General features: G+C 70.3%; 23 protein-coding genes and 1 pseudogene. 16 read left to right on the top strand and 8 right to left on the bottom strand.

The genetic code is table 11. From position 1 onward, the window contains the following. Positions 1–14: 14 nt before the first annotated feature. Both OG617_RS33845 and hemA read right to left on the bottom strand, forming a co-directional pair. Entirely contained in the window at positions 15–680 is a 666-nt protein-coding gene (locus OG617_RS33845; protein WP_405097219.1) for an O-methyltransferase, read from the bottom strand. Between the two features lie 50 nt (positions 681–730). Next, positions 731–1,975 carry a 5-aminolevulinate synthase gene (hemA, locus tag OG617_RS33840; RefSeq protein WP_405097217.1) on the bottom strand — a complete coding sequence of 415 codons (1,245 nt, stop codon included), beginning with the start codon at positions 1,973–1,975 and terminating at the stop codon, positions 731–733. Positions 1,976–2,258: 283 nt separating this feature from the next. On the opposite strand from hemA, the gene OG617_RS33835 reads away from it, so the two are divergent. Both OG617_RS33835 and OG617_RS33830 read left to right on the top strand, forming a co-directional pair. Further along, positions 2,259–3,806: a class I adenylate-forming enzyme family protein gene (locus tag OG617_RS33835; protein WP_405097215.1), complete on the top strand. Its 1,548-nt coding sequence runs from the start codon at positions 2,259–2,261 to the stop codon at positions 3,804–3,806. Positions 3,807–3,812: 6 nt separating this feature from the next. Next, the gene (locus tag OG617_RS33830; RefSeq protein WP_405097213.1) at positions 3,813–5,360 is read left to right on the top strand and encodes a long-chain-fatty-acid--CoA ligase; all 1,548 of its coding nucleotides are present in this window, start codon (positions 3,813–3,815) and stop codon (positions 5,358–5,360) included. Positions 5,361–5,441: 81 nt separating this feature from the next. Here the strand turns inward: OG617_RS33830 and OG617_RS33825 are convergent, their stop codons facing one another. Further along, positions 5,442–6,749 (bottom strand): phospholipase D-like domain-containing protein, encoded by a 1,308-nt coding sequence (locus tag OG617_RS33825; RefSeq protein ID WP_405097211.1) that lies wholly within the window; start codon positions 6,747–6,749, stop codon positions 5,442–5,444. A gap of 533 nt (positions 6,750–7,282) precedes the next feature. Beyond that, positions 7,283–9,379 carry a class I SAM-dependent DNA methyltransferase gene (locus OG617_RS33820; protein WP_405097209.1) on the bottom strand — a complete coding sequence of 699 codons (2,097 nt, stop codon included), beginning with the start codon at positions 9,377–9,379 and terminating at the stop codon, positions 7,283–7,285. A gap of 95 nt (positions 9,380–9,474) precedes the next feature. Here OG617_RS33820 and OG617_RS33815 point away from each other — a divergent pair, with 95 nt between their 5' ends. Together OG617_RS33815 and OG617_RS33810 are read left to right on the top strand one after the other, a co-directional pair. Continuing rightward, a complete protein-coding gene (locus tag OG617_RS33815; protein WP_405097207.1) occupies positions 9,475–9,645 on the top strand; it encodes a hypothetical protein in 171 nt (56 codons plus the stop codon). A gap of 45 nt (positions 9,646–9,690) precedes the next feature. Further along, positions 9,691–10,398 carry a hypothetical protein gene (locus OG617_RS33810; RefSeq protein ID WP_405097205.1) on the top strand — a complete coding sequence of 236 codons (708 nt, stop codon included), beginning with the start codon at positions 9,691–9,693 and terminating at the stop codon, positions 10,396–10,398. Here OG617_RS33810 and OG617_RS33805 read toward each other — a convergent pair. Next, positions 10,337–11,443, bottom strand: a complete 1,107-nt coding sequence (locus tag OG617_RS33805) for a serine/threonine-protein kinase (RefSeq protein ID WP_405097203.1) — start codon at positions 11,441–11,443, stop codon at positions 10,337–10,339. The genes OG617_RS33810 and OG617_RS33805 overlap by 62 nt on opposite strands. A gap of 55 nt (positions 11,444–11,498) precedes the next feature. On the opposite strand from OG617_RS33805, the gene OG617_RS33800 reads away from it, so the two are divergent. The 8 genes from OG617_RS33800 (at position 11,499) to OG617_RS33765 (ending at position 17,748) form a co-directional block, all read left to right on the top strand. Beyond that, entirely contained in the window at positions 11,499–12,347 is an 849-nt protein-coding gene (locus tag OG617_RS33800) for a SigE family RNA polymerase sigma factor (protein WP_405097201.1), read from the top strand. Next, positions 12,337–13,737: a hypothetical protein gene (locus OG617_RS33795; RefSeq protein WP_405097199.1), complete on the top strand. Its 1,401-nt coding sequence runs from the start codon at positions 12,337–12,339 to the stop codon at positions 13,735–13,737. Before OG617_RS33800 ends, OG617_RS33795 begins: the two co-directional genes overlap by 11 nt. A gap of 570 nt (positions 13,738–14,307) precedes the next feature. Continuing rightward, positions 14,308–14,919, top strand: coding sequence for a hypothetical protein (locus OG617_RS33790; protein WP_405097197.1), 612 nt, complete (start codon positions 14,308–14,310; stop codon positions 14,917–14,919). Positions 14,920–14,925: 6 nt separating this feature from the next. Next, a complete protein-coding gene (locus OG617_RS33785) occupies positions 14,926–15,516 on the top strand; it encodes a MauE/DoxX family redox-associated membrane protein (protein WP_405097195.1) in 591 nt (196 codons plus the stop codon). After that, a complete protein-coding gene (locus OG617_RS33780) occupies positions 15,513–16,061 on the top strand; it encodes a hypothetical protein (RefSeq protein WP_405097193.1) in 549 nt (182 codons plus the stop codon). Before OG617_RS33785 ends, OG617_RS33780 begins: the two co-directional genes overlap by 4 nt. Next, on the top strand, positions 16,058–16,993 hold the full coding sequence (locus OG617_RS33775; protein WP_405097191.1) for a peptidoglycan-binding protein: 936 nt from the start codon (positions 16,058–16,060) through the stop codon (positions 16,991–16,993). The genes OG617_RS33780 and OG617_RS33775 overlap by 4 nt, the downstream gene beginning before the upstream one ends. Before the next feature lie 20 nt (positions 16,994–17,013). Continuing rightward, on the top strand, positions 17,014–17,163 hold the full coding sequence (locus OG617_RS33770; protein WP_405097189.1) for a hypothetical protein: 150 nt from the start codon (positions 17,014–17,016) through the stop codon (positions 17,161–17,163). A gap of 114 nt (positions 17,164–17,277) precedes the next feature. Continuing rightward, positions 17,278–17,748 carry a hypothetical protein gene (locus OG617_RS33765; protein ID WP_405097187.1) on the top strand — a complete coding sequence of 157 codons (471 nt, stop codon included), beginning with the start codon at positions 17,278–17,280 and terminating at the stop codon, positions 17,746–17,748. Positions 17,749–17,865: 117 nt separating this feature from the next. On the opposite strand, the gene OG617_RS33760 is transcribed toward OG617_RS33765, so the two are convergent. Further along, on the bottom strand, positions 17,866–18,390 hold the full coding sequence (locus tag OG617_RS33760) for a MarR family winged helix-turn-helix transcriptional regulator (protein ID WP_405097185.1): 525 nt from the start codon (positions 18,388–18,390) through the stop codon (positions 17,866–17,868). On the opposite strand from OG617_RS33760, the gene OG617_RS33755 reads away from it, so the two are divergent. After that, complete coding sequence (locus OG617_RS33755) at positions 18,389–18,760, top strand: VOC family protein (RefSeq protein ID WP_405097183.1); 372 nt, start codon at positions 18,389–18,391, stop codon at positions 18,758–18,760. The genes OG617_RS33760 and OG617_RS33755 overlap by 2 nt on opposite strands. 138 nt (positions 18,761–18,898) lie before the next feature. Here the strand turns inward: OG617_RS33755 and OG617_RS33750 are convergent, their stop codons facing one another. Further along, entirely contained in the window at positions 18,899–19,795 is an 897-nt protein-coding gene (locus OG617_RS33750; RefSeq protein ID WP_405097181.1) for a hypothetical protein, read from the bottom strand. A 205-nt stretch (positions 19,796–20,000) separates the two neighbouring features. Between OG617_RS33750 and OG617_RS33745 the strand changes: the two are divergent. The 3 genes and pseudogenes from OG617_RS33745 to OG617_RS33735 form a co-directional block, all read left to right on the top strand. After that, a pseudogene (locus OG617_RS33745) lies at positions 20,001–20,102 on the top strand (MerR family transcriptional regulator); the annotation flags it as partial. A 138-nt stretch (positions 20,103–20,240) separates the two neighbouring features. Further along, the gene (locus tag OG617_RS33740) at positions 20,241–20,738 is read left to right on the top strand and encodes a GyrI-like domain-containing protein (protein WP_405097179.1); all 498 of its coding nucleotides are present in this window, start codon (positions 20,241–20,243) and stop codon (positions 20,736–20,738) included. 74 nt (positions 20,739–20,812) lie between these two features. After that, positions 20,813–21,517, top strand: a complete 705-nt coding sequence (locus OG617_RS33735) for a hypothetical protein (protein WP_405097177.1) — start codon at positions 20,813–20,815, stop codon at positions 21,515–21,517. Between the two features lie 97 nt (positions 21,518–21,614). Here OG617_RS33735 and OG617_RS33730 read toward each other — a convergent pair whose 3' ends face one another. Then, positions 21,615–24,113: an Hsp70 family protein gene (locus tag OG617_RS33730; RefSeq protein ID WP_405097175.1), complete on the bottom strand. Its 2,499-nt coding sequence runs from the start codon at positions 24,111–24,113 to the stop codon at positions 21,615–21,617. Positions 24,114–24,189: the final 76 nt, after the last annotated feature.

Genomic DNA, 24,189 nt, shown 5'->3' with positions numbered 1-24,189 from the left:
CCTGCGGCCGCCGGTCAGGCCCGCCGACGCAGGAGCGTGATGCCGTCGGCCACGGCGAGCATGCTGACGTCCACCCGTTCGTCGTTGTGCAGCCGGGCGTTGAGTTCGCGGATGGCCTCGGTGTCAGGGTCCCGGGCCGCGGGATCGACGACCCGGCCGAAGAACAGCGTGTTGTCCACGACGATCAGCCCGCCCGGCCGCACCAGCTGGAGGCTCAGCTCGTAGTACTCCGGGTAGCCGGTCTTGTCCGCGTCGATGAAGGCCAGGTCGAAGCCGTCCGGCCCCTCCTCGGTCCGCAGCTTCGCGAGAGTTTCCCGCGCGTCACCGACCCGCAGGTCGATGCGGTCCAGTATCCCGGCCCGGGCCCAGTAGCCGGCGCCGATCGACGACCACCGGTCGGTGATGTCGCAGGTGACCAGGCGGCCGTCCGTGGGCAGCGCCCGGGCCAGGCAGAGCGTGCTGTAGCCGGTGAACGTCCCGATCTCCAGGACCGAGCGTGCGCCGACGAGGGCGGCGAGCAGGGCGAGGAACTGGCCCTCCTCGGCGGGCACCTGCATGGCGACGCCACCGGGCAGCATCGCGGTCTCCTCGCGGAGCTCGCGCAGGATGTCATCCTCGCGCAGGGACACCTCCCGGACGTACTCGGCGAGGCGGGGGTTGACGTCGATCCGATCAGCCACGATCGTCCTTCCGGTCGGGTCGGGTCGGGTCGTGCCGGCGTCGTGCCGGGTCAGGGCGTCGCCGAGGCCGTGGCCCGGGACGCGGGGGAGCGCCGCTGGTCCAGCTCCCGCCAGATCGAGTCGAGCGCCTCGACGAAGCCGTGCACACCGTCGGTGGAGTGCACGGCACCGGGTGCGACCCGCAGGATCTCCCGGCCCTGCGGCACGCTGGGCGCGTTGATGGCCTGGACGTAGATGCCGTGCCGCTCCAGCAGGAGGTCCGAGATCCGGCGGCTGGCGGCGTCGTCACCGACCAGGACCGAGATGATGTGCGACTGGTCGGAGAGGAACGGGATCCGACGCGCGTGGAGCAGCCGGTGCATCAGGGTCGCGTTCGCGCGCAGCCTGGTGCGTTCCTCGTCCGAGCCGCGCAGGTGCCGGACCGCGGCGAGGGCGCCGGCAGCCAGCGCGGGCGGCAGGGCGGTGGTGAAGATGAACGAGCGGGCGAGCCCGCGGACCACGTCGATGAGGTCGGCCGGCCCGGCGATGTAGCCGCCCGTAGTGCCGAAGGCCTTGGCCAGGGTGCCCATGACGACGGTGAACTCGTCGGCGATGCCCAGGTCCGCCGCGATGCCGGCGCCCTGTGGTCCGTACATGCCGACCGCGTGGACCTCGTCGAGGAAGGTCATGGCGCCGTAGCGCCTCGCGATGGCGGCGATCTGGGCGAGCGGCGCGATGTCACCGTCCATGGAGTACACCGACTCCGTGACGATCATTTTCGGCCGGGCCGGATCGGCGGCCACGATCAGCTCCTCGAGGTGCGCCGCGTCGTTGTGCCGGAAGATCCGCTTCTCGGCGCCGCTGTGCCGCAGCCCGTCGATGATCGAGGCGTGGTTCCTCTCGTCGGAGAAGACGACACAGCCCTCGATCCGTCCGGCCAGTACGGACAGCGAGCCCTCGTTGGCGGCGTAGCCCGAGCTGAACAGCAGGGCGTCGGCCTTGCCGTGCAACTCGGCGAGCTCCCGCTCCAGCCGGACGTGCCAGGCGTTCGTCCCGGCGATGTTGCGCGAGCCGCCAGCGCCCGCACCGGATTCGGTCAGGGTGTCCCGCATCGCGGCCAGGACCCCAGGGTGCTGCCCCATGCCCAGGTAGTCGTTGCTGCACCACACGCTGATGTCGGCGGGCACACCGTCGCAGTTGCTCAGGGCAGCCGGGAATCTCCCCGCCAACCGCCCGACCTCGAGGAACTCGCGTCTGTTTCCGGCGGTCTCAAGGTCGTCGCGCAGCTGTCGCAGGGCGTCGAAGTAATGCGGCAAGGCGTCGACCCACTTCCTCTGAATTCGCGACGACACGCCGCGAGCCCGTTCCCGCGGCGCTTTTCTGATGTTGCCGTGGCTCGTCAAGCGGGCACTCCGAACGCGCTCCGTGGAGGGGTCAGGGCGTTCCGGAGAGCCCATTGTGGCAGGATCGGATCTCGTATCGATAGCGCCTCGATGGCTGCTCTTGATTGATCGCGATATGTGCGCCTCGATGCTTTGCCGCACATTGTCGGCACGCTATGCTCGCCGCAATTCCGCCACCCGAGGGGACGAACCCGCCATGCCCGCGAACGACACGTATGTCAGCCGCATCCTTCAGGTCCTCGGCACGGAACCCGGGAAGGTCGTGCTCACCCGGCGGGACGTCACGCTCACCGCAGAGCAGTTCACCGATGCGGTCCGCTCGGCCGCCGCGGTGCTGCGACGGCGGCTGGGCGTGGGCTCGGGGGTGACGCCGGTGGTCGGCATCCTCACCGAAACCAACACCCCGGAGACGCTGATCCTGCGTTACGCGGCGAACCTCGTCGGCGCCACCGTGGTGCATCTGCACACCACCAACGCCGTCGACCCGAACGACCGGCTCACCGCCGACGCGACCCGCCGCATCGTCGAGGAGACCCGCATGACGGTGCTCGCGATCGACGCGGTGAACCTCGCCCGGGCCCGTGGGATCCGCGACGATGTCCCCCGCCCGGTGCAGTTGACCGCGCTCGGCCGGCTCGGCCTCGACGTCGTCGACCTGACCCGGGGCGACCCGGCCTTCGACGAGTCCACCGTGCCGGTCTCCCCGGACGCCGACGCCGTGATCACGTACACCAGCGGCACCACCGGCAAGCCGAAGGGCATCGCGGTCAGCTTCCGCACCCGCCGCGGCTTCATCACGGCAGGGCTCCAGCAGGCCTGGCGCGCGACCTACCTCGCGACCCTGCCGATGAGCCACTCCAGCGGACAGGCGGCCGACGACTCGCTCGCCTCGGGCGGCTCGGTGATCCTGCACGACGGCTTCGACGCGGGGGCCGTGCTCGATGCCGTGCAGCAGCACCAGGTGACCCGCCTGCTCGTCTCGCCGTCGCAGCTCTACCTGCTGCTGGACCACCCGGCGGCGGACAACGCCGACCTGTCGAGCATCACGATGCTCTGCTACACCGGGGCGCCGTCCTCGCCGGACCGACTGGCCCTGGCCGCAGAGCGGTTCGGGCCGGTGCTCATGCAGGTGTACGGCACCAGCGAGGCCGCGGCCATCAGCATGCTGACCCCGTTCGAGCACTTCGACCCGGCGCTGCTGGGCACGGCCGGGCGGCCGCTGTTCGCCGAGGTACGCATCCGTGCTGAGGCCGACGGGCGCGATCTGCCGGTCGGCGTGGTCGGGGAGATCGTCGTGCGATCCCCGTTCATGATGACCCGGTACGTGTCCGATCCGGAGCTGACCGCCCGGACCATGCGCGACGGCTGGCTGTACACCGGCGACCTGGGCTTCCTCGACGAACGCGGCTACCTCACCATCTGCGGCCGACGGGCCGAGGTGATCAAGGCCAACGGCATCAAGATCTACCCGGCCGCGGTCGAGCAGGCCCTGATGACGCACCCGGGCGTCGCCCAGGCCGCTGTCTTCGCGGTCGTGGACCGCGACCGCCTGGAGCACCTGCACGCCGCCGTGGCACCGCACGACGGGCACCCGAGGCTTAGCGAGGACGAACTGCGCGAGCACATCGGAACACGGCTCTCCGGCAAGCACATGCCCGAGCGGATCCACCTCCGGGCCGCCCTTCCCCTGACGGGGATCGGCAAGCCCGACAAGGCCCGGCTGGTTGCGGAAGCGAGCGTCTGAGCAACCATGTCCCTCTCCCTCGCCGCCGTCCTCGCCGAATCGGCCCTGCGACGACCGGACCATCCCGCACTCGTGACCACCTCGACCACGCTGACCTACCGCGAGCTGTGGGCCGGCGCCCGCCACCACGCCGCCGTGCTACGCCGACACGGCATCGGGCCCGGCGACCGGGTGGCGCTGCTGCTGCCGAACTCCCCGCACTTCCCGAAGGCGTACTTCGGGGCGCTCGCGCTGGGCGCGACGGTCGTGCCGATGCCGACGACGCTGCGTACCGGCGAGATCGCGTACATCCTGGAGGACTCCGCGGCGGCCGCGCTGATCTGCACCGCGGAGCTGCGCGACGCCGGCGGCGGTACGGCCGCCGCGTCCACCGGTACGCCGGTCCTCACGGTCACCGGCGAGCTGGCGGCCGGGGCCGAGCCGATCGACGACCTGGTGCCCCGCTCGCCGTCCGACATCGCGCTGATCCTCTACACCTCGGGGACCACCGGACAACCCAAGGGCGCGATGCTCACTCACCTCAATGTCTTCCTGAACGTCGAGCTGGGCATGGAGTCGCCGTTCGCGATGGATGGTGACGACGTGCTGCTCGGCTGCCTCCCGCTGTTTCACACGTTCGGACAGATCTGCGGCATGAACACGACCTTCCGGGCCGGCGCGACGATGGTGCTGATGGAGCGCTTCGAGGCGGCGCGGGCGGTGGAGCTGATGGCCCGGCACGGCTGCACGGTGCTGATGGGTGTGCCCACCATGTATCTCGCCCTGCTCGCCGCCACCGAGCACGACGCGCCGCGGCGGCGGCTGGACCGGGCCTACTCCGGCGGCGCGGCGCTGCCCGTCGCGGTGCTGGAGAGCTTCGAGGAGCGGTTCGGCTGCCCGATCTACGAGGGCTACGGGCTCACCGAGACGTCTCCCGTGGTCGCGTACAACCAGAAGGCATGGCCGCGACGGCCCGGCACCGTCGGCCGGCCGATCTGGGGCGTCGAGGTCGCGATCGCCCGGGCCGACCTGGACGACCGCGTCGAGCTGCTGCCCGCCGGCGAGGTCGGCGAGATCGTCATTCGTGGTCACAACGTGATGGCCGGCTACCTCAACCGACCCGAGGCTACGGTTGAGGCCATCGTGGACGGCTGGTTTCGATCCGGCGATCTGGGCGTCCGGGACGACGACGGCTACCTGCGCATCGTGGACCGCAAGAAGGACATGGTGATCCGCGGCGGCTACAACGTCTACCCCCGCGAGCTGGAGGAGACTCTGGCGCGGCACCCCGCCGTGGCCCAGGTCGCGGTGATCGGCGTCCCGCACGACACCCTCGGCGAGGAGGTCTGCGCGGTGATCGTGCCGCGCCCCGGAACCGAGCAGGACGAGACGCTGCCCGGCGCGATCGTGGCCTGGTGCCGCGAGCGGATGGCCGGCTACAAGTACCCCCGGCTCGTGGTGCTCACCGACGCCATGCCGCTCGGGCCCAGCGGCAAGGTCCTCAAGCGGGAGCTGACCGCCCGGTTCGCGGTTCCTGTCGCTCCGATGAGCCGTGGGGGCAATGCGGAACGATAGCTGCGACACGGCGGGTTGCCCGGTCGAGCACCGTCGGACGTTGAGGGATCCGGACCGCGCGTGGTCAACGGCGCTGGCGACTCAGGACCTCGCCGAGAGAGTCCCACTCACACCGGTGCGGCAGAGGCTGCGCACTTTGTAGAAGAAGCTCAGGTAGCTGGCGTGGTACGAGGCGCTGGTGATGCGCAGCAGCGCCTGGTCCGACGAGCGCAGCGACGAGCCGTCCAGGTTCGGGCTGCCGGTGTACACGCGCGGGGTGATGTCGCCGTTGTAGTCGCCGTCGATCAGCATGAACTTGTTGTGCGGACGGATGTCGATGCCCGGCGCCACGTTGACCATGCAATGCAGCCGTTGGATGCCGGCACCGTCCAGCATGCCCTCGATGGTCGTGTCGCTCTCCGCGTAGATGACATCGATCCAGCACCCCTCGGCGCGCAGCGCGGCGAGCTTGGTCGCGACCTGCTTGCGTGACTTGAGGAAGTCCAGCACCAGGATGCGGATGTCGGTCTGGTGCCTCTTTCCGTCGGCACCGGTGTAGGCGCACGTGACTTCGTCCAGCGCGTTGACGACGGTGTCGCTGGTGGGGTCGTTGTACGAGGAGTCGGCACGCGGGAAGAAGTAGGCGCGGTATGTGGTGCCGGTCGGGGTGCTGCGGTAGTAGCCGTTGTCGCCGGTGCTGGAGTACCGCAGCCGCCGCTGGTCCTCGTGGTATTTCGCGTACGCGTCGTAGACCGTCGCGTCGGTGAAGGTCACTGCGTCGTTGAACGTCTCCACCTTGTACCAGTCGGTGAGGTTGGACGAGGTCTGGAGCACCACCTTCTGGTACGTGGTGCCGTCGCCGAACGGGCCGACCTTGGAAAACAGGAAGAACTTGTTGTGGTTGTACGCCGGGCCAGGCGGCGCGGTGGCGATGCAGCCGCGACTGACGTCGTCGACGCCGTCGTTGTCCTCGAACTGGTCGTCGCAGACCACCACCCACGACGGCTTCGTGTCATTTGTGCCGAGCCCGGTAGTCGGATTGCTCAGCGTGTTCCAGGCGGGGCTGTCCTTGGGCTTGCCGTTGTCGTCGAGATACGACGAGTCGTCGAGGATCACCTTCACCCGCACGCCGCGGTGCGCGGCAGCGTTGAGCGCGTCGGCCACGGCCGCATCGCTGAAGCCGAACACGGACACCCGGATCTCCTCGCCGGAGGGCGTCGCGTTCACCAGCGCGATGATCTGCGTGAAGATGGCGCTCTGCTGCTCCGGCGTACCGACCGGGTCGTTGAACACAGCGCCGTTGATCACCGGCTTGGTCGCCGCGGTCGCCGGGGTGGCGCGGCTGGGGCCGGCGACCATCAGTGCGGCGAGGATGAGCATCGTGGCGAGACAGGCTGACGATTTGCGCATCATGCGGTGATCCTCTCGGTGGTGGGAACGGCCGAACCGGCTGCGGCGGCAACGTAGGCGCGAGTGCCGTGGCCTCGCGACGCCGAGCCATCCGTCCTCGCCCGGTGTCCGTTCATCATGTGGTGGGAGCCCTCTCTGCGACGGTGTCGACAACGTCGCGAGCCCGGCCGTACCGACTCGCTGGCGCAAGGGCCACAACGGATTCGGACGGATTGGGCGACCGCGACCGCGACGATCGCGCCGGCGAGCCCGGGCAGTGTCCGGCTGACGTCCGTCGGGTGGGCTGCCGACGTCCACAGTGTTCCCGATGTCTCGCTACCGCGCTACCTTCCGGAGGCGTCCGCGTGCGGGCTGTGTGCGCTGACCCGCAAGCATTGATCCCGACGCCCGCCCGAACCGCGGGGCCGGGCACCACGCGAGTGAGGGGCAATATGCGTCGGTTCAGCCGGATGCCGGTGTTCGACGGTCATCAGCTCCTACACCCGGCGGCGGCGACGCCGAGGTGACAACAGCTCGCCCTCAAGATGGTCTGATCAGGACGGGAGGCCGAGGGCGCCCGCGGTCAGGCCGTCGCCGATCTCGCGGGCCAGCACGGCCCCGTTCGCTGCCGCCCGGTCAAGTCCGATGCGAAACTCGACGAGCCGGCAGAAGGCCTGTCCATACGCTTGCTGCTGGTCCAGCGGCAGCACGGGGATAGCGAGTCGCCTGATGTCGATGCGCAGGGCGCCGCTGCCGGTGCTGGAGGCTCGGCCGGCGACACGCAGGTTGTCCGTGCGGGAGATGACACCGGCGACGAACCACGGATCGAAACGGGTCGGGTCGACGCGTAGCAACTGGACGCCGGTTCCCAGTTCGGCTCCGACCTGCTCCGAGGTGGCCACGCGGGCGCTGATCTTGCGGCCGATGACCGGGATGAGGATGTCGCCGGCTTGTACTTGCGGCCCAGGGCTGTCCTCGGGGGCGCGGGCCGCGGAGCCGGTTGCCGGGGCGCCGGCCAGGATGTCGGCGGCAGTCAGCACCAGGCCGCTGGCGAGGGCGTGGGTTGATCGGCTGCGGGAAACCGCGCGCCGTACGGACATGCCGCCCGACCGGATCAGGTCGGCAATGTCAGCCTGGGGGGCTGCTCCTAGCGCTGCTGTCTGCATCTGTCGAACTGCGGGCAGGCTGCGTCGTACCTGGTCGAGGAGTTGATCGAAGTCGCTGATCCTGGCGATGATCTGTGCCGGGTTGGTGGCGAGTTCGTCGGCTTGTGGCAGGTAGCGCTGCGGCGTCAGGTCGACCTGGTCATCGAGCACTTCGATTGCGGGTACGGCGCGGTGGACGCCGGGCACGTCGGCGTAGTGATCGGACAGGTAGGCGCGCCATGCGGTTCCAGCGACGTCGGCGATGGTCCGGCCGGTCGATGCGGTACTGGTATCGACCAGGAGCAGATCTCCGGCGTGCGGCTGGTGTGGGTCGGGCAGGGTGAGCACCCAGACGTGCAGCCCGATGCCGGTCGGCGGCATCAGGCCGGCGGGGAGGGCGATGACCGCGCGCAGCGCTCCGTGGCGGACCAGCTCGGCGCGGACGCGGCGGCCGGCCGGACGCAACGCGGCAGCCGGGGGCATGAGTACAACGGCGGTGCCGCCGGGGGAGAGGTGGGCCAAGGCGTGCTGCACCCAGGCGAGTTCGGGCTCGGTGCGCGGGGGTAGGCCGTAGGTCCAGCGGGGGTCGTAGGCGAGGCGATCGTGACCCCAGTCGTGAATGCCGAACGGGAAGTTCGCCACGACGACGTCGGCCCGCAGATCGGGCGTGGCATCGGCGAGCAGACTGTCGCCGACGTGTACGACGGGCGGCTCCGCCGCGTGCCCGGTGCGTCGGGCACGCAGGTGCACGAACCAGAGCCGCAGCAGCGTGATCAGGGCGTACTGCGGCTTGATCTCCTGTGCGTAGCACCGTGTGACTGCGGCACCCTGTAGTGCCCGGTCTGCGGCCATCCGCAGGATTGATCCGGTGCCGCTGGTGAAGTCGAACGTGCGGGCCCCGGAACCGGCGAGGGTCAGCAGCACTTCGGCGACGCTGTCCGGCGTGCCGGCGAGGCCGGACAGCGAGTGGGCCGAGGCGACGTACTGGCTGTGCAGGTACTCGAAGGCGGCTTCCGGGTCCCGTTCCCGGCTGAGTTGGTCGACCGCGCCCAGCATGGTGGTGAGCTGCGGCGTCCAGTGCTTCGGCAGCACGTCGTCGACCAGTTCGGCCAGGTCAGGGTCGATTGTTCGCAGGTGCGTGAGGAGCCTTCGTGGAGTGGGCGGGCTGTCGGCCGCGCCCTCGGCCCGATCGGAGCGGATGAGCAGGTAGGCACCGGCGATGCTGAGCGCGTCACTGATCTGCGCGGCGGGCTGGTAGCTCTCGATGTGTCGCCAGGCCCACTGCTCAGCGCCGGCCTCGTGCAGCCGGCCGTGGCGACGGAGCCAACTCTCCACCTCGCGTGCGCCAAAGGACGGGCTTGTCGCAGTGCCGCCGACGGGTGTCGGGAAGTCGGCGTAGCGGCGCCGCCAGTTACTCACCGCGGCCCTGCCGACGTTGGCCAGCCGCGCGATGCCGCTGGCAGTCAGAGTGGCGTCGCTGGGGGCTGTGCTCGGCTCTTGTTTCACGCGTGAACGCTATCATGCCGAAACCTATTGTGCATCGTGTTCACAGGCGCTAACTTGTCGATGGCTCGATTCACGACTTACCCCTGGAGGGCCCCATGCCGCGTCGTGGGCACAGCACCATCGTCGGAAAAATCGCAAAGCTGCACCAGGACCGTCGAGCGTCCGAGATCCGCGTGCTCGGCGAGACGCTGCGCCGCGAGCAGCAGACGATGCCCAGCCACGGCCCGGAGGCGGGTGGCATGCGAGAGGGCGCCGTCGCCCGCTGACCGGACCCTCTCATCCCGACAATCGAAGGAGGACCATGAACATCCTTGTTCGCATCCGCGCTGCCCACCACCCCGTCCCCGACCTTTCCGCCGGTCACGTACGTGCACGACGGTGCGCGGCAGTATGGCGCCGGCTCCACGGGCATCACCCTTGCGGAGGCGTACGAGCGAGTGCGCCTTGACCCCGTCGTCGGTGCTGCCATCGCGGACGCGTACATGGCCGCGCCGCTCCGGGACGAGCGGGCCTATGCCGCGTACGCCGCGTTCTGTCGGGAGACCGTGCGGCAGTACCACTTCCTGGTGGGCCGGGCTGAGTTCGGTGGCCTCGGTGTGGCAGTGCGGATCGTCGACGAGGACCCGTACGCGGACGTCGGGTCCATGGTCGACGACGTGCGGCGACGTCGGCTGAAGGTGTGGGCCAGTGCAGCCAATGGCAACCCGCACCCGTATCTCGGTGACGGCGAGAACGACATGTTCCGTGCGGTCCACGACGTGTTCGGGCATGCGGCAAGCGGCCGCGGCTTCGACCGGCACGGCGAGGAGGCGGCGTGGTTGAAACACAGTGCCATGTACTCGTCACTGGCCCGGCGCGCCTTGACGACCGAGACGCGTGGGCAGAACTGTGCCCTGATCTTCCACTATCGCGGTGCCCGCTTTCCCGAGCAGAAGGCGGCGCTCTTACCTCGGCGGTTCAGCGATCCGAGTTTGGCTCGTATCGAACGGACTGCCGTGGGGCGGGTCGCTCCTTGCTGAGTTGCTCGATCTCCCGCTGTAGGTCCAGCACAGCAGCATGCTCGGGCCCGTCCGTTCGGACCCGGTCCTGAAGCAGCGCGTTGAGCTGGCGCAACGCACGATCGTGCTCGGGGGGCACTGTCACCAGGAGGTGCGACCGTTGTGGTACCCGCCCGACGATTGCGGCGTACGCCCGCACAGCCCCGGCGGGGTCGTCAAGCACCCCCGGGATCGGTGCCAGGTCCTGGGCGAGCGGAGCCAGTACGGCGTAGACCTCGGCCGCAGTGGCTGGCCGGTCCTGCGGGCGGATCGCCAACAGCGCGTGGACCAGGTCATCGAGCACAGCCGGGGTCTCCGGTCGCATATGGGTAGGGCGCGGAGGGGGATCGTCCAACTGGTGCCGCAAGGTGGTCATGGTGGTGACACCGTCGAACGGCGGATGGGCGGTGAGCAGATCGAAAAGCGTGGCCCCCAGGCCGTACAGGTCGGTGTGATGGTCGACGGGCCCGCCGAGGATCTGTTCGGGTGCCATGTAACCCACCGTGCCGAGGGTCTGTCCGGTCTGGGTGATCCGCGAGTAGCGGTCGTCGTCAGGCATGTCAGCCAGACCGAAGTCGAGCACCTTCACTGCGCCGCACGTGTCCAGCATGACGTTGCTCGGTTTGATGTCCCGGTGCACCAGGCCGATCTGTCGAGCGGCGAGCAGGACACAGCTGATCTGTGCCCCGATGGCGGCCACCCAGCCGATCGGGAGTGGACCTTGCTCGGCCACCAGGTCGGTGAGAGAGATTCCATTGATCTTCTGGAGGACGGCGTAGGGGCGGCCGTCATGCTCACCGAGGTCGTAGATGGCGGGCACACCGGGGTGATCGAGCCGGGCGGTCAGCAGCGCCTCACGTCGGAATCGCCGCACCAGGTCGACGTTCAGCATGACGGCGTCGACGAACTTCACGATGACAGGTCGGTCGAGCAGGGTGTCCTGTGCTGTCCAGACCTCACCCATTCCCTTGTGTGCCAGCGGGAACCGACCCAACCTGTACCGGTCCCTGAGGATCGTGCCCGCCACCACAAGGCTCAGCATAACGGGCCTGCCGTCCCGACCTCGGATACTCGACGACCACGTGTCGCTGGCCCACCTCGGCATCGCTGGGCGAAGCCCACATCCCGTCGCCGACGACCAGCGAGGCGCCGACGGGGTGCGTGTCGCCGAGGGTGAAACACGGAAGTCAGAACACTTCCGGGGCCAGTTCCCGTCGGCGGTCAACCTTTTTCGCCAGCTCAGGGTCATCTTCTCGTCGAAGATGCCCACGTGGGGCTGGAGGGTGTACGTGACGGATGATGGCTTCCGCGAGTTCGTCGAGATCCGGTATGCGGATCTGCTGCGGACCGCGTACCTGCTGACGGGTTCACGGCACGCGGCCGAAGATCTGGTGCAGAACGCGCTGATGCAGGCGATGCGCCGGTGGCGGCAGGTGGACGAACCGATGGCATACATCCGCCGGATCATGGTGAACGAGCGGGTCAGCCTGTGGCACCGGTTCGGTTCCCGGGAATTCCTGGCCGGCGTGACCGGTGCCTGGCGGCTGCATGCCGATCGGGGCCGGAGCCGGGACGTGGCGGAGGACGTCGTGGTACGCGAAGAGGTGCGTGAAGCCTTGCGCGGTCTGCCGACCCGGACGCGGGCCGTCCTGGTGCTGCGCTACTGGGATGACCTCACCGAGGCGCAGACCGCCCAGACGCTCGGTTGCTCGGTCGGCACGGTGAAGAGTCTCGCGTCCCGCGGGATCGGCCGGCTACGCGCGGCGCTGCTGACCTCCTCGGCGGGGTCATCGCGGCCGGGCGAGCCGGTGCCACTACCGGACGAGCGAGCGCCACTGCCGGACGAGCCGGTGCCGCTGCCGGGCGACCGGTCACCGATGGTCGTGTTGCCCGCCGTGACTAGCTGGAGAGGTGCAAACGATGGCGGATGAGATCAAGGAAGCGTTGACCCGGCTCGCCGAGCCGGTGGTGCCGCGCCCCGACCCGTATCACCGGCTGCTGGTCCGCGTCCGGCGGCGCCGACAGCGACGCATGACGGTGGCTGGCGTGGTCGGCCTGGCGGCAGTGGCGGCGCTGCCGGTGTTCGGTGCGGCCGGCCCGCCGGCAGCCACCGACGCGGCGGCGTCACCCCCACCCGCGATCGGGACCTACCAGCCGGCGAGCCGGATCGACAAGCCGATGGTGCGGCGGTTGTTGGACTCGCCGACCCGGGGCAACCTCGCCGGCGACGAGGCGCTGATCGCGGACATCAAGCGGCAATACCGTGCGGCCCGCGCCCAACTGCTGGTCGACCCGGCGCTGGACGAGGTGAAGGTACTGCTCGCACACGACGTACCGGGTGCCCGGACGGTGGTGGTGGCATTTCTGAACGACTCGTACGCGTCGCTCCGACATGGGCTCGGTGATGCCGGAGCGTCCGTGCCGGAACTGCTGAAGAAGACCGGCACCCCGGACGAACCGCAGCCCTTGGAACCGTACGTCTTCCTCGGCCGGCAATCTCCGATCGCCGGCCACTACGTCGCCAACCTCGCGGTCGGGCTGGCACCGGCCGGCTGTCGCGTCGAGACCTCCGCCGATGGCCGGATCCGGCCGGACGGAACGGTCACCCGGACCTGGCAAGCGGTCAACGGCGACGGTTTCGTGGTCCGGGGGGCGGGCCAGGTGGCCGAACGGTGGCGGTTCACCTGCGATGGCGTCGTGCGGTACGCCGGGCCGGAGGGCGGTGGGCTGGGACGGGGGGTGGTGGAGAACGCGCCGTCGGTTTCCACCACCGGTGCTCTTGGCCAGGTGGACGCCGCTTTCGCCGCCACCGCTGTGTACGAACTTCAAGGCATGCTCGAGAACCACGGGCTCACCGGGCCGGTGCCCCAGGTGGTCTGGGGCGGACGGTTGCCCGACTGGGTACCCGGCGCGCCGGCGGCCGTGCTGGTGAGATCCTGTTCCACTGCCGGCGGCTGCGCCGCCCTACTCGCGACCGATGCCGATCCGCCGCGGCAGCCAGAGTCCGCGTCATCGGTTGACTACATTTCCGTCGCCATGGGGCAGCCTGACCTGGTAGCCGTCCAGGTGGTAGGTGCGACGCGTGGCGTGCTGGTCGTCGGGCCGGAGTCGGCGGTTCGCGCCGAGTTGCTCGACGGCGAGGGGCGGACGATCGCCAGCGGCCGACTGGAAGCTGGTGCGGGCGCGATCCGCGCCGATCCCCGCCAGGTCACCAAAATCAAGATCCTCGACAGGGACGGTCGGATCCTGCGGACCGAAGCCACGCCGAGCCTCAGCGCCGGCTTCGATCAGCTCGGTGAACCGACTGTCTGGGCCTGGTGACGATGCCACGTTGACCGCGTGCCCGGTCCGACCCGGCTGGGGACGGCCGGGCACGCGGTCCCCGACGTCGGAACTGCTGTCGCCCACCCGCTGGCCATGTTCTGGCGGGAGTCGCCGGCTCTCTCGGCGCCGGCGCGGCTCGGGTGGGGGTCGCTGAGCCCGTGGCCGCCAGCGCGTCCGTGGTCGTCGGCGAGTCCGGGTCGAGGACCCAGGCCCGCCACGCCGGCAACGCCGGTCCGTCCGGCGACGAGGGGAGTGGGTCGTCGACCGGGGCGAGCAGGCCGGCGGCCACCCCCGGCCCGCCGGCCAAGGCGCGGGCGGCCCGTTCGCCCGGCCGGCGGGCGTGGTCAGTGACGCACGACGGTGACTCGGGGCCGTGGCGACCAGGCACGCGACGAACCGACCTTGTCGAATATTTACAGATACGTATATCGTGCCGGTGATTAGTTTCGGATCCGGACGAAGGGCGGTCGCATGGCAGCCAGAGGGGCGCCGGTGACACATCGGGCAGTCGACGAAGGTCGGTTCCTGCTCGATGGGTCACTCGATCTCAGCGCACCGTTCACGTCCGTGGCCGATGTGACGATCGGCGGCCGACTGCACGAGTTCACGGCTGGCTCGATCGGGCTCGCAGACGACGTGGCCCGGGCGCTCGGCGTCGAGAAGTTCGACGAGGAACTCACCTACCAGGGCGGCACGCTGCTGACCGCGCGCACCCGATCCTACGACCCGCAGATCCAGCTGACCGAGGATCGGCTCGTGGCGGTCTGGCGGGGGCGGCGACACTGCTTCTTCACCGAGATGTACGGCGCGAAGACCATCGATCTGCTCGGGGCGCTGCGGACCCTGCGCGTCGCGGAGCACGACGACGGCCTGACCCTGCGCCCGACCTCGAAGACCGGTGCCGAGTTCGCCGCACCGGCCACCGTGCTCAAGGAGGTCCCCGGGCTCGGTCTGCTGGAGATCGCACCGCTCACCAAGCAGCGTGCTGGGCAACTGCCCTCCTGGCGGGGCCTGCAGACGCAGGCGGGCGAGCTCTTCCGGGACGTCCTCCCCGACGGGCAGACCTACTTCGTACTGGCCGCGGCGGACGTCTGGCTCAGCCTGGTGCCGTTCGCCAACACGGACGTGGAGCAGGTGCCCGCCCTGGTGAACCAGCTCCGCGTCCGGACGGCCGGGTAGGTCGGGATGTCCGGACTGCTGGGCAGCGTGGCCGCGTACACCGTCCTGTTCACCCTGCTCGTCAGCACCGCCGAGCACCTGTCGCGACCGGCGGCGCTCGCCGAGGCACTGGCCGCACACCGGGTGCTACTGGCTCCGGTCGTGGTCGCCGCTCTCGCCATCGCGAGTGAAGGTCTGCTCGCCGGCACCGGCATCGTGGCGCTGCTCCACGACAGCGGTGCAGGCCTGCTCATCGCGGTCCTCGTCGGCGGCGTCGCGCTGCTCGGCCTGTACGCCGGCTACGGCCTGCACCTGATGTCGACCGGGCGCACCGGGTCGTGCGGGTGCTCCCGGGTGGAACTGCCGATGACCGGTTGGGTGGTGGCACGAGCGGCGACCCTCGCCGGGCTGGCACTGGTCGCACTGTTCCTGTCCGGCTCGATCATTCCGGCGGATCGAGCCGACGCCGCACTCGCCGTCGTGCTGCTGGCCTCCGCCACGTTCACCGCGCTGCTGTGGCATCTGCCCGCCGCGATGTACGAGCCGGCCACGGCGCGAGCCGCGCGGCCCACGAACGCCCGGTCCATCGGCACGACAGAGGGAGGCCTGCCCGGATGAGCTTCCAGACCAGCGCACTGATCCTGAGCTGGATCGCGATCCTCCTGCTGGCTCTCACGGTCTCGGGCCTGGTACGCCAGGTGCACGCGCTGTCGAGCGGGACAGTCCAGCGTCGTCGTGAGTCGGTCGGCCTGCGGCCGGGAGCAGCAGCCCCCGGATTCGCCCGGTTGGCGCCGGTGGCACCGGAGGTTCCGTTGGTGCTGCTCTTCCTGGAGCCCGACTGCGGGACCTGCACCGAGGTGCTCGCCGAGGCCAACGGCTGCGTCGACCGCCCCGGCCTGGAGTTCCGGGTCCTCTACCGGGACGCCCCCTCGGCGCAGGCAGCGGGACTGCCGATCACCGTGCTCGACGGGCAGGCGGAGCTGTTCGAGCGGTACGACGTCCTCGCCACCCCGTTCGCCACCGTTGTCGACCGGACCGGGCGGGTGCTCCGCGCCGAGCCGCTCGGCTCCCGCGCGGCGCTGCGCCGCCTGCTCGACGAAATCGACAGCCCACCCGGCGGCTCCGGACCGGCGGTCGCCACGAATCAGGGAGGTCGGGCATGACTGATCTCGATACCGTGCCCTGGCTGCGTGGAGACGACCCGGGGACCGGGCCCGCCGTCCGGCGGGTGCCGGTTCATCCGGGCGGGCGCAAGCGCGGGGGCTGGGAGCTGTCGCGACGCACCCTGCTCCGGGCGGGCACCGCGGTGGGGATGGCCGCGCTCAGCGTGTTTCCGGCAGCCCGCCGCGCATACGCCGACGGTTACACGATCTATGCCGGGTGCCCGACGTACGCCAGCGATCACAACTGCTCGCCGGGGTGCGGCCCGAGCACGATCTTCGCCGACTCCTGCAACACCAGCGGGACGAACATCGGATTCCACAAGAACGACGGCGTCACCTGGATGCTGCGACCGAACCAGTGCTACGGCGGGACGTACGACGGCTGGTTGTGGCTCTACCAGGGGGCATGCGGCGCCTGCGCCTGCTCGGTCGAACGCCGATGCCACGACGGATACAAGAAGACCAGCTCGGGCTGGGTGAAGTCGATCTGCCGTTGGAACACCAAGTGCGGATGCCTGGGCACGGTCAGCTGGCCCACCACCCAGCGGACCAACACCGGAGTGAATGTCTACACCGTGCAGCACCTGCTGACCGCTCGGGGCCACGCGACCGAAATCGACGGGATCTTCGGTAGCGACACCGAGGCGAAGGTGAAGAGCTTCCAGGCGGCGGCCGGCATCGGGGCCACCGGTGTCGTCAACGCGACCACCTGGCCGGCGCTCGTGACCACGGTCCGCTCCGGGGTAACCAGCCACGCCGTGCGCGCCGCGCAGCGCCAGCTGAACAGGCGCGGCTACGTGTTGGTGGTCGACGGGGTCTTCGGCGCGGGGACCGACGGCGCGACGCGCGACTTCCAGCGGCAGAACGGGCTGACGGTCGACGGTGTGATCGGGGTCAACTCCTGGCGGACTCTGACCGGTGCCGCCGTATGACCCGAACGCTGCCAGAACCTGTGCGGGCAGCACGCCGCTGGGGCGGTGATCCTCTCACACCCTTCCTGCTGCTCACCGTGGGTGCGCTCGCCGTCGCCGCGTACGGGCACGTGCTCACCTGGGCGATGGTCGGAGGGCTCGCCGGTTACACCCTCTCCGGCTCGGTTTGAACGCACAACAGCGCGCACGCGCTGGCCTCGCCCGGGTGGCGAGATCGAGATCGGCAGGGCGTAGTCCTCGCGCTGTTCGTCACAGGGTTGATCGTCGGCGGCACGCTCAGCGGGTTGGTGCTGGGGTTGCTCTCCGGGCTGTCGGCTCCCCTGCCCGGCCCGTGGCGGTACGCGGGCATCGTGGCGGTCGCGGTGCTGGGGCTGCTCCGCGAGCTGGGCCTGGTGCCGATCCGGCTGCCGCAGAATGCCCGGCAGGTGCCGCAGGACGTGCTTCAGCGCAGCCTGCGGCGCGGGGCGCTGCAGTTCGGCTTCGAACTCGGCACCGGGGTCCGCACCTACGTCTCGGCGAGTGCTCCGTACGTGCTGGCCGCCGCTCTTCTCCTCGGCGGTCAGCGCCTGCACGTCGCGCTGCTCGCCGGGGTCGGATTCGGTGTCGGGCGCGCGTTGACCCCGCTGGCCCGCCGTACCGCCGGCACGGGCGACAGGTGGGACGCCGATCTCCGGGTCCGGATTCGGACGATCACCGTCGGGGCGGGCTTCGTGCTGGTGGCCGCCCTCAGCCTGCTGGCCGTGCGACAGATCTGAGGGCGGCGTCGGCGTTTGAACGGGGTTCAGCCGGCGCCCGGGTAAGCCCTGTCCGCGAAGGCCAAACGTTTGTACTCAGATCCCGTCGAGGACTACGTACGCCAATCTCTCGTCGGCTCAGGATGGCGGTTCAGTGAGACCAGGCGGGACTGCCGGCGATGGATCGGCGGGCGAGCTGCTGAGGGCGTCCGCGCAGATCGCCAGGCCGTCGCGGAGCCGTTGTTGCTCAGCGGCGGGGAGTGCGTCGGTCATGCGTCGCTCGATCCGGGCGACGATCTCGCTGGCCCGGGCGAGGATGTGTCGTCCGGTGTCGGTGAGTTCGGTGGGCAGGGCCCGGCCCCGTGCGGGGGTCGCGGCCCGGGCCAGGAGTCCGCGCTCTTCCAGGCCGAGCAGGAGCGCGTGCATCGACTGGCGGGTGACGAACGCGCCGCGGGCGAGTTCGGCCGCTGACAGGCCGGGCCGCTGGCCGAGCAGTTCCAGGCACGCGTACTGCGGCACCGACAGCCCCAGCGGGCGAAGTCCGGCATCCATCGCGGTTCGCAGCGCCGCCGCGGCCTGCTTCAGTGCGTAACCCACGGACAGTTCGAGATCACCCACGCCTGGCGCCATGTCAGGACACTGACATAGCTGAGGAGTGATCATGACTGTCACCGGACCCGACTTCATCGCCCTGCAGGTGCGCGACCTCGACGCCGCCGCCGCCTTCTACGAGACCCGGCTCGGGCTCCGCCGGGCCCCGGTCAGCCCGCCGGACGCGGTGGTGTTCGCCACCAGTCCCGTCCCGTTCGCTGTGCGGACCCCGCTACCCGGCCTCGACCTTGACGCCGTGACGCCACGGCCGGGAGCCGGGGTGGCGCTGTGGCTGCGGGCCGACGACGCGCAGGCCCTGCACGACGACCTCGCCGCTGCCGGCGTGCCGATCGTCGCCGCACCGGTCGACGGCCCGTTCGGGCGCACCTTCACCTTCCGCGACCTCGACGGCTACGCCGTCACCATCCACGACCAGGGCTGAGGCGAGGCCGATCATGAGCGAGCACACGATCCCACGGGAGGTGGCCGGCCCGTGGTCGCCGGCCACCAGCCGAGCCTTCTGGGAGGGCTTTACGCCCGCGGCCTGCGGAACCAAGGCGACGCGCGCTCGCCGCCGGCCTCAGCGCGCGGCGCCGTCCGGTCGATCTGGACCGGTCCCGGAGCGCCGGTGACCGATGCGTGGGGCCCGTATCACCGGGGAACTGCCGGACGCCGGGCGGGAATCCCGCGCCGCGTCGGCCACCATCCCGTCGGGATCGCGGCCGAGGGCCTGCCGAATGTGCGGCGGGATGAACTCGGATGTCGCCATCGCCAGTCGGACCTGCACCGAACGGTCGTTGACCAGGCGTTCCAGATCCGCCTCGGCCAGCTCGACCGAGCGGACCAGCGCGGCACGGACGTCGACCACGGGGTCCTGGGCAAGCGCGCTGCGCTGCTCGGCGGTGGTGCGCGGATTGCGGGCGACCCCTTTGCGCACACGTGCGGTGCGGTCGGCCATCAGGGCGATGATCACGTCGGGGTCGTGGGTGTGGGTGGCGAGGCGTTCCCGTACCTCGGGTGAGACGTCCTCGGTCAGCCTGGCGGCCAGCTCAGGCTCCAACTCCCGCGTCTCCGCGAGGAGACCACGAAGCTCCTTGTCGGATGCCTCCGACATCACCCGGCGAACCGACTCGTCGCAAGCCGGGTTGCCGGCGACCGCCCAACGGACCCACCGATCGGCGTCCTTGACGAGACGCAGGAGATTGCCGACCGAGGCCGAAGGGTTTCTCGCGACGGCCTCCCGAACCTGACGATCATGGTCCCGGGCCAGCGGTCGCAGTGCCTGCGCGGGTGCGTCGGCCCGGGCCGCGACCGCCTTGCGGACCACGGCCGACGGGTCGGACGCCAAGTCGAAGAGGGTCATCTGTGGCGTGGCGGGGTCCTGCGCGAGGGCGAGCCGCGCGTCGGCGCTGTCACCGGTGGTGGTGTCTGACCCGCTGTGACTGTCGGGCCCGCCGACATCCTGCTGCTTCCCCATGGTGGCAATCATGTCACGGGCTCACCGGGCAGCTGCCACGGCTGGCAGTAACCGTCAGTAGTGCTGGTTGACCTCGCCCTAAGGGCGGGGGACAGACTCCAGATATGCCACGGTGGTTGATGAGCGGTGAGTTCCTGATTCAGTCACGACTGAGCCCGAAGGCGTTGCGCCTCTACGACGGGCGGAAACTTCTGACCCGGCTCACATCGACGCCCGTACCGGATACCGGTACTACGGCCCTGACGAGCTCGACCGCGCTCGCCGTATCACCCTGCTCCGCGCGATCGGCATGCCTCTCGCGGACATCGCCGACGTGCTCGGCCTCTCCGGCCCACAAGCGGTCAGCAGGGTGGAGTCCTACTGGCGTGACGCCGAGACCAGACACTCCGCCCGCCGGCCGCTGGTGAGCCACCTGTTGGAACTCCTCAACGATCAAGGAACTCCCATGGCCTACAAGGTGCATCATCGCGACGTGCCCGCCCAAAAGGTGATCTTCATCCAGCGGCACGTGACCGCCGATCGGCTACCCCGTCTCCTGCCCGAGGTCACGCAGTTGCTGTTCGACCACCTCACCGCTGCCCGCGGCGTGCTGTCCGGCCCGGTGTTCGTCGCCTACCACGGGCTGGTCAGCGAGGACTCCGACGGGCCCGTCGAGGTGTGTGTCCCGACGAGCGACCCGGTGGAGCCCGAAGGGCCGGTCGCGGTCCGGATCGAGCGAGCACACCGGCAGGCGTACGTGTCGCTCACGAAAGCGCAGGCGGCGTACCCGGCGATCCTGCAGGCCTACGACGCCATCGGCGCGTGGCTTCGCGATCATGACCAGGTGCTGAGTGCGTCGGCACGGGAGATATACCTTCCGAACTGGGTCGCCGCCGCCGACGATGAGCACTGCGTCGACATCGGATTCCCCTGCCAACCGGCAGAGCCGGTAGGGGGACCGTAGAACGGCGCGTACGACTCCTGCGCGAGGGCCGGTAGCGGGTTAGCCTCCTGATGGAAATCACTAAGGAGTTGACCATGCTGAACCTGTCGTTCCGCCCTGCGTCTGTCCTTCGTGCTGCCGCCGCGGCGGTGCTGACCGCCGGTGTCGCCGCGTCCATGCAGGCCTGCGCCACGCCGGCCCCCGAGGCCGGGGATTCCGCCGCCTCGTCGGCGACATCGGCACCCGCCACCGACAGCGGTGCGACCGCGGACGCGCCCTCGCCCACCGCTTCAGGATCGAAAGACGGGTCGCAGGCGGGCGGCGCGGACCCGATCCTGCGGGGTGAACGGCAGGTCGTGTTGCGGCCGGTCGGTTCGTTCGAGTCGATCCTGGCGGTGGACGCCAAGGGCCGGCTGAACCTGACCGACGGCGAGACGGACAAGAGTCTGTTCGTGTTGCTGCCCGCCGGTGGGAACAGGTACCAGATCAGGACCGCGAAGGCGCACGACAGCGGTGAGCCCGACTGCATGGGCCTGCGCGACAACGGCAGTGCCCCGGCGACGGTCGTGGCGGCTGCCTGCGACTCCCGCCGGGCCGGTCAGTTGTTCGCCATCGAGAAGACGCAGCAGAAGGATCAGGGTCGCCCGACGTACACCATCGGCGGTGAGGGCAAGGTCTACCTGCGCGCGGTGGACGGGCAGGGCCTGACTGCCCAACGGGTGGGCGAGGGCGACGCGGGCGAGGGCCTGACCTTCGACTTCGTCGACAACGGCGCCGCCCCGGCAGGCCCGGGCGACTGAGCCCTGGACCGGCCGTCGCGTCGCGGGAAAAGCGCGGAAGTACCATCCCGGGCGGCCGGCTCGTCCCGAGGAGCCGGCCGCGTCCTCTGGCGGCCGATCAGCGCCGGAACAGCATGCTGGCCGGCCACTTGTTGCCCGATGGGCACGGCAGGGTCCGGAGCGTCTTGTCGGACGCGGACAGGCTGATGCACCGATCGGTGGCCATGTTGCGATAGGCCACCACAGTGCCGGACGGCATCGCCCCGGTGGCCGGGCGCGGCTTGGACACCCGCTGCCAGAGCTGGTAACCGTTCCCGTTCGCACACGGCAGGGTGTAGATGGCGCCGTCGTGATTGCTGTCGAGGCAGAAGCCGGTCAGCTGGTCGAGCAGCCGGTACCAGTCCGGGCCAGGAGCGGTGTCCCTGGAGAGCGGCGGCCCCTCACGCCACTTCTGGCTGGTCTCGCCGTGGCAGCCGCTGGCGAAGGCGTGCCCGCCCAGGGGCATGCCGTTCAGCGCCATCGCCGGGTCGTCGTTGCTGTCCACACAGAGCCCGGTGGCCACGCTCCGGATCACGCTGGTGCTGCCAGGGGGGACCGTCTTGGATGGGGTCGGGCTCGATTTGGCCGGGACTTGTGCCTTCTGGCTCGATTCGATCCTGCCGGGTGCGGGTGGGGTGGGTGTGTGGGGGGCGCGTTCGGTGGGGGCCGGTCCGGTCGGGCTCACACTGACCGGGTTGGCGGTGCCGGGCAGCGCGACGTTCGTGGCGGCCGAGCCGCTGGTGTGGACGTCGACATCCCAGATCGAGTAGCCGTAGCCGCTCGCCCGGGCGGTGCCGTGTACGCGCACGTACCGGCCGGTGCCGGACACGGTGAGGTTCTGCGCGCCACCCCCGCCGGTCGTGGTGGAGTAGACGCTGGCCCAGTTCACGCCGTCGGTGGACAGTTGGATCTGGAACGCCGTCGCGTAAGCGCTCTCCCACTGAATCGAGACGCCGCACACGTCGACCGAGCTACCCAGGTCGATCTGGAGCCACTGCGGATCACCGACGGTGCTGCTCCAGCGGCTGTTGGTGTCGCCGTCGACCGCGTTGGCCGCCACGAAGCCCGCGCCCTCTGTCGAGGAGGCGGTCACCGGCCGGTTCAGGGCCGCGTCGGCGGTGCCGCAGACGGGCGTGCCGCCGGTCCACAGTTTGGGCGCGACCAGGAACGACACACCCAGCAGCGCGGCGAGCACCACGATCGCGGGCAGCAGGACGTGCAGCGATCTCGATCGACGTCGTACCGGAACGAGCGCGGTCGGTGCCTGTTCGCGCTTGTCGGGCACAGCGCCGGCGTCTTCCGGCGCACGGGGTGGCAGCGCCGTCGCGGCCGTCGCGGCTTCGACCCCGGCCGACCCGGCTTCGGGCGGGCCGGCCGGGAGCGCGGCGCCGACGATGGTGCGCCGTTCCGGTCGGGGGGCGGCTGAGATGGTTCGCGATGCGAGGGCGTCCGCGCTGAGCATGGCGGCGCCCAGCGCGACCGCGTGCTTCGGATGGGTATTGATCAGGATGGGCCGCCGGAGCGTGTCACGCAGCACCTCGGTGACCCGCGGTATCTGCGACGAGCCGCCGACGAGAAGGACCGCGGTGAGGTCCTGCGGGACGATGCCGGCGGTCGTCAGAGTCCGCCGGAACGCCTCGACCGTGGCGTCCAGGGACGGTGTGATCGTCTTCTCGAAGGTGTCCCGGGTGATGGTCACGTGCCGTACGCCGTCGGGCAGGGGCACCGAGACATCCGCCTGCAGGCGCGTGGACAGGGCCTCCTTCGCCAGAACGCACTCGCGCTGGACTACGGCCAGCAGCGCCGCGGTGCCTGGGTCCGCCGGATCCAGCTTGTTGATGGCGCCGCCCAACTGGCGGTTGACGTGGTCCAGGATCGCCTGGTCGAAGTCGGCGCCTCCGAGCCATTCGATGCCCTCCGGGGTACCGACGATCTCGATGCCGCCGTCGCCGTTGCGCACGACCGCGCTGTCGAAGGTTCCCCCACCCAGGTCGTAGACGGCGAGCAGACCGTCCGGGGGCAGGGGGTGGGTGGAGCAGTAGTAGGTCGCCGCGGCCACCGGCTCGGTGACCGTGTGGACCGTCGGGCCACCGGACTCCGGCGTCGCCGGGCCCGCGTGCGGGCTGCTCGGTCGGGGCAGGCCCGCCAGGGGCGGGATGGCGGCGAACTGCTCCCGCCGGTACGGGCCCCACACGGCCGGGTGGGTCAGCACGATGTGATCGGGCTGCCCGCCCCGGGCCTGGCTCACGCTGTCCATGATCGAGCGGAGCAGGGCTGCCATCAGCGCGGTGGGGGAGTGCGGTGCGCCGGCGAGGATCACCGGGGTGGGGTCGCCGAGGCGACGCTTGAACTCCCGCGCGACCCGGCTGGAATCCTGGAGCCCGAGGCGGTCGGCCACCTCACCGGTCAGCAACTTCCCGTTCTCGTCGAGGTACGCGGCCGACGGGGTGACCACCGCCTGCCCGCCGAGTCGCACCATGTCCAGGGCTCCGGCGTGCGCCACCGCCGCGGCGGCGAAGCTCGTGCCCAAGTCGACGCCGACGCCGTACATCCAGCCGCCCTCGTCCAAGATCGTCACCGTCATCCATAATCGGCCGAACGCCAGAAGCAGTCAAGGCGCAACAAGCACGATACGTCGGAACGGCGGTTCCGAA

It is taken from the genome of Micromonospora sp. NBC_01412, assembly GCF_045040215.1.
In the GTDB taxonomy this organism is placed as follows: Bacteria; Actinomycetota; Actinomycetes; order Mycobacteriales; family Micromonosporaceae; genus Micromonospora; species Micromonospora rubida.
The sequence above is the reverse complement of the archived record's forward strand: the minus strand, read 5'-3'. Positions and strand labels throughout refer to the sequence as shown.

Bases quoted from the DNA above. Each gene is read 5' to 3' on its own strand.
- OG617_RS33780 (WP_405097193.1), top strand. From the start codon at position 15,513: ATGAGCTTCCAGACCAGCGCACTGATCCTGAGCTGGATCGCGATCCTC.
- OG617_RS33735 (WP_405097177.1), top strand. From the start codon at position 20,813: ATGCTGAACCTGTCGTTCCGCCCTGCGTCTGTCCTTCGTGCTGCCGCC.
- OG617_RS33815 (WP_405097207.1), top strand. From the start codon at position 9,475: ATGCCGCGTCGTGGGCACAGCACCATCGTCGGAAAAATCGCAAAGCTG.
- OG617_RS33740 (WP_405097179.1), top strand. From the start codon at position 20,241: ATGGCCTACAAGGTGCATCATCGCGACGTGCCCGCCCAAAAGGTGATC.
- OG617_RS33795 (WP_405097199.1), top strand. From the start codon at position 12,337: ATGGCGGATGAGATCAAGGAAGCGTTGACCCGGCTCGCCGAGCCGGTG.
- OG617_RS33755 (WP_405097183.1), top strand. From the start codon at position 18,389: ATGACTGTCACCGGACCCGACTTCATCGCCCTGCAGGTGCGCGACCTC.
- OG617_RS33830 (WP_405097213.1), top strand. From the start codon at position 3,813: ATGTCCCTCTCCCTCGCCGCCGTCCTCGCCGAATCGGCCCTGCGACGA.
- OG617_RS33760 (WP_405097185.1), bottom strand. From the start codon at position 18,390: ATGATCACTCCTCAGCTATGTCAGTGTCCTGACATGGCGCCAGGCGTG.
- OG617_RS33750 (WP_405097181.1), bottom strand. From the start codon at position 19,795: ATGGGGAAGCAGCAGGATGTCGGCGGGCCCGACAGTCACAGCGGGTCA.
- OG617_RS33775 (WP_405097191.1), top strand. From the start codon at position 16,058: ATGACTGATCTCGATACCGTGCCCTGGCTGCGTGGAGACGACCCGGGG.
- OG617_RS33835 (WP_405097215.1), top strand. From the start codon at position 2,259: ATGCCCGCGAACGACACGTATGTCAGCCGCATCCTTCAGGTCCTCGGC.
- OG617_RS33785 (WP_405097195.1), top strand. From the start codon at position 14,926: ATGTCCGGACTGCTGGGCAGCGTGGCCGCGTACACCGTCCTGTTCACC.
- OG617_RS33825 (WP_405097211.1), bottom strand. From the start codon at position 6,749: ATGCGCAAATCGTCAGCCTGTCTCGCCACGATGCTCATCCTCGCCGCA.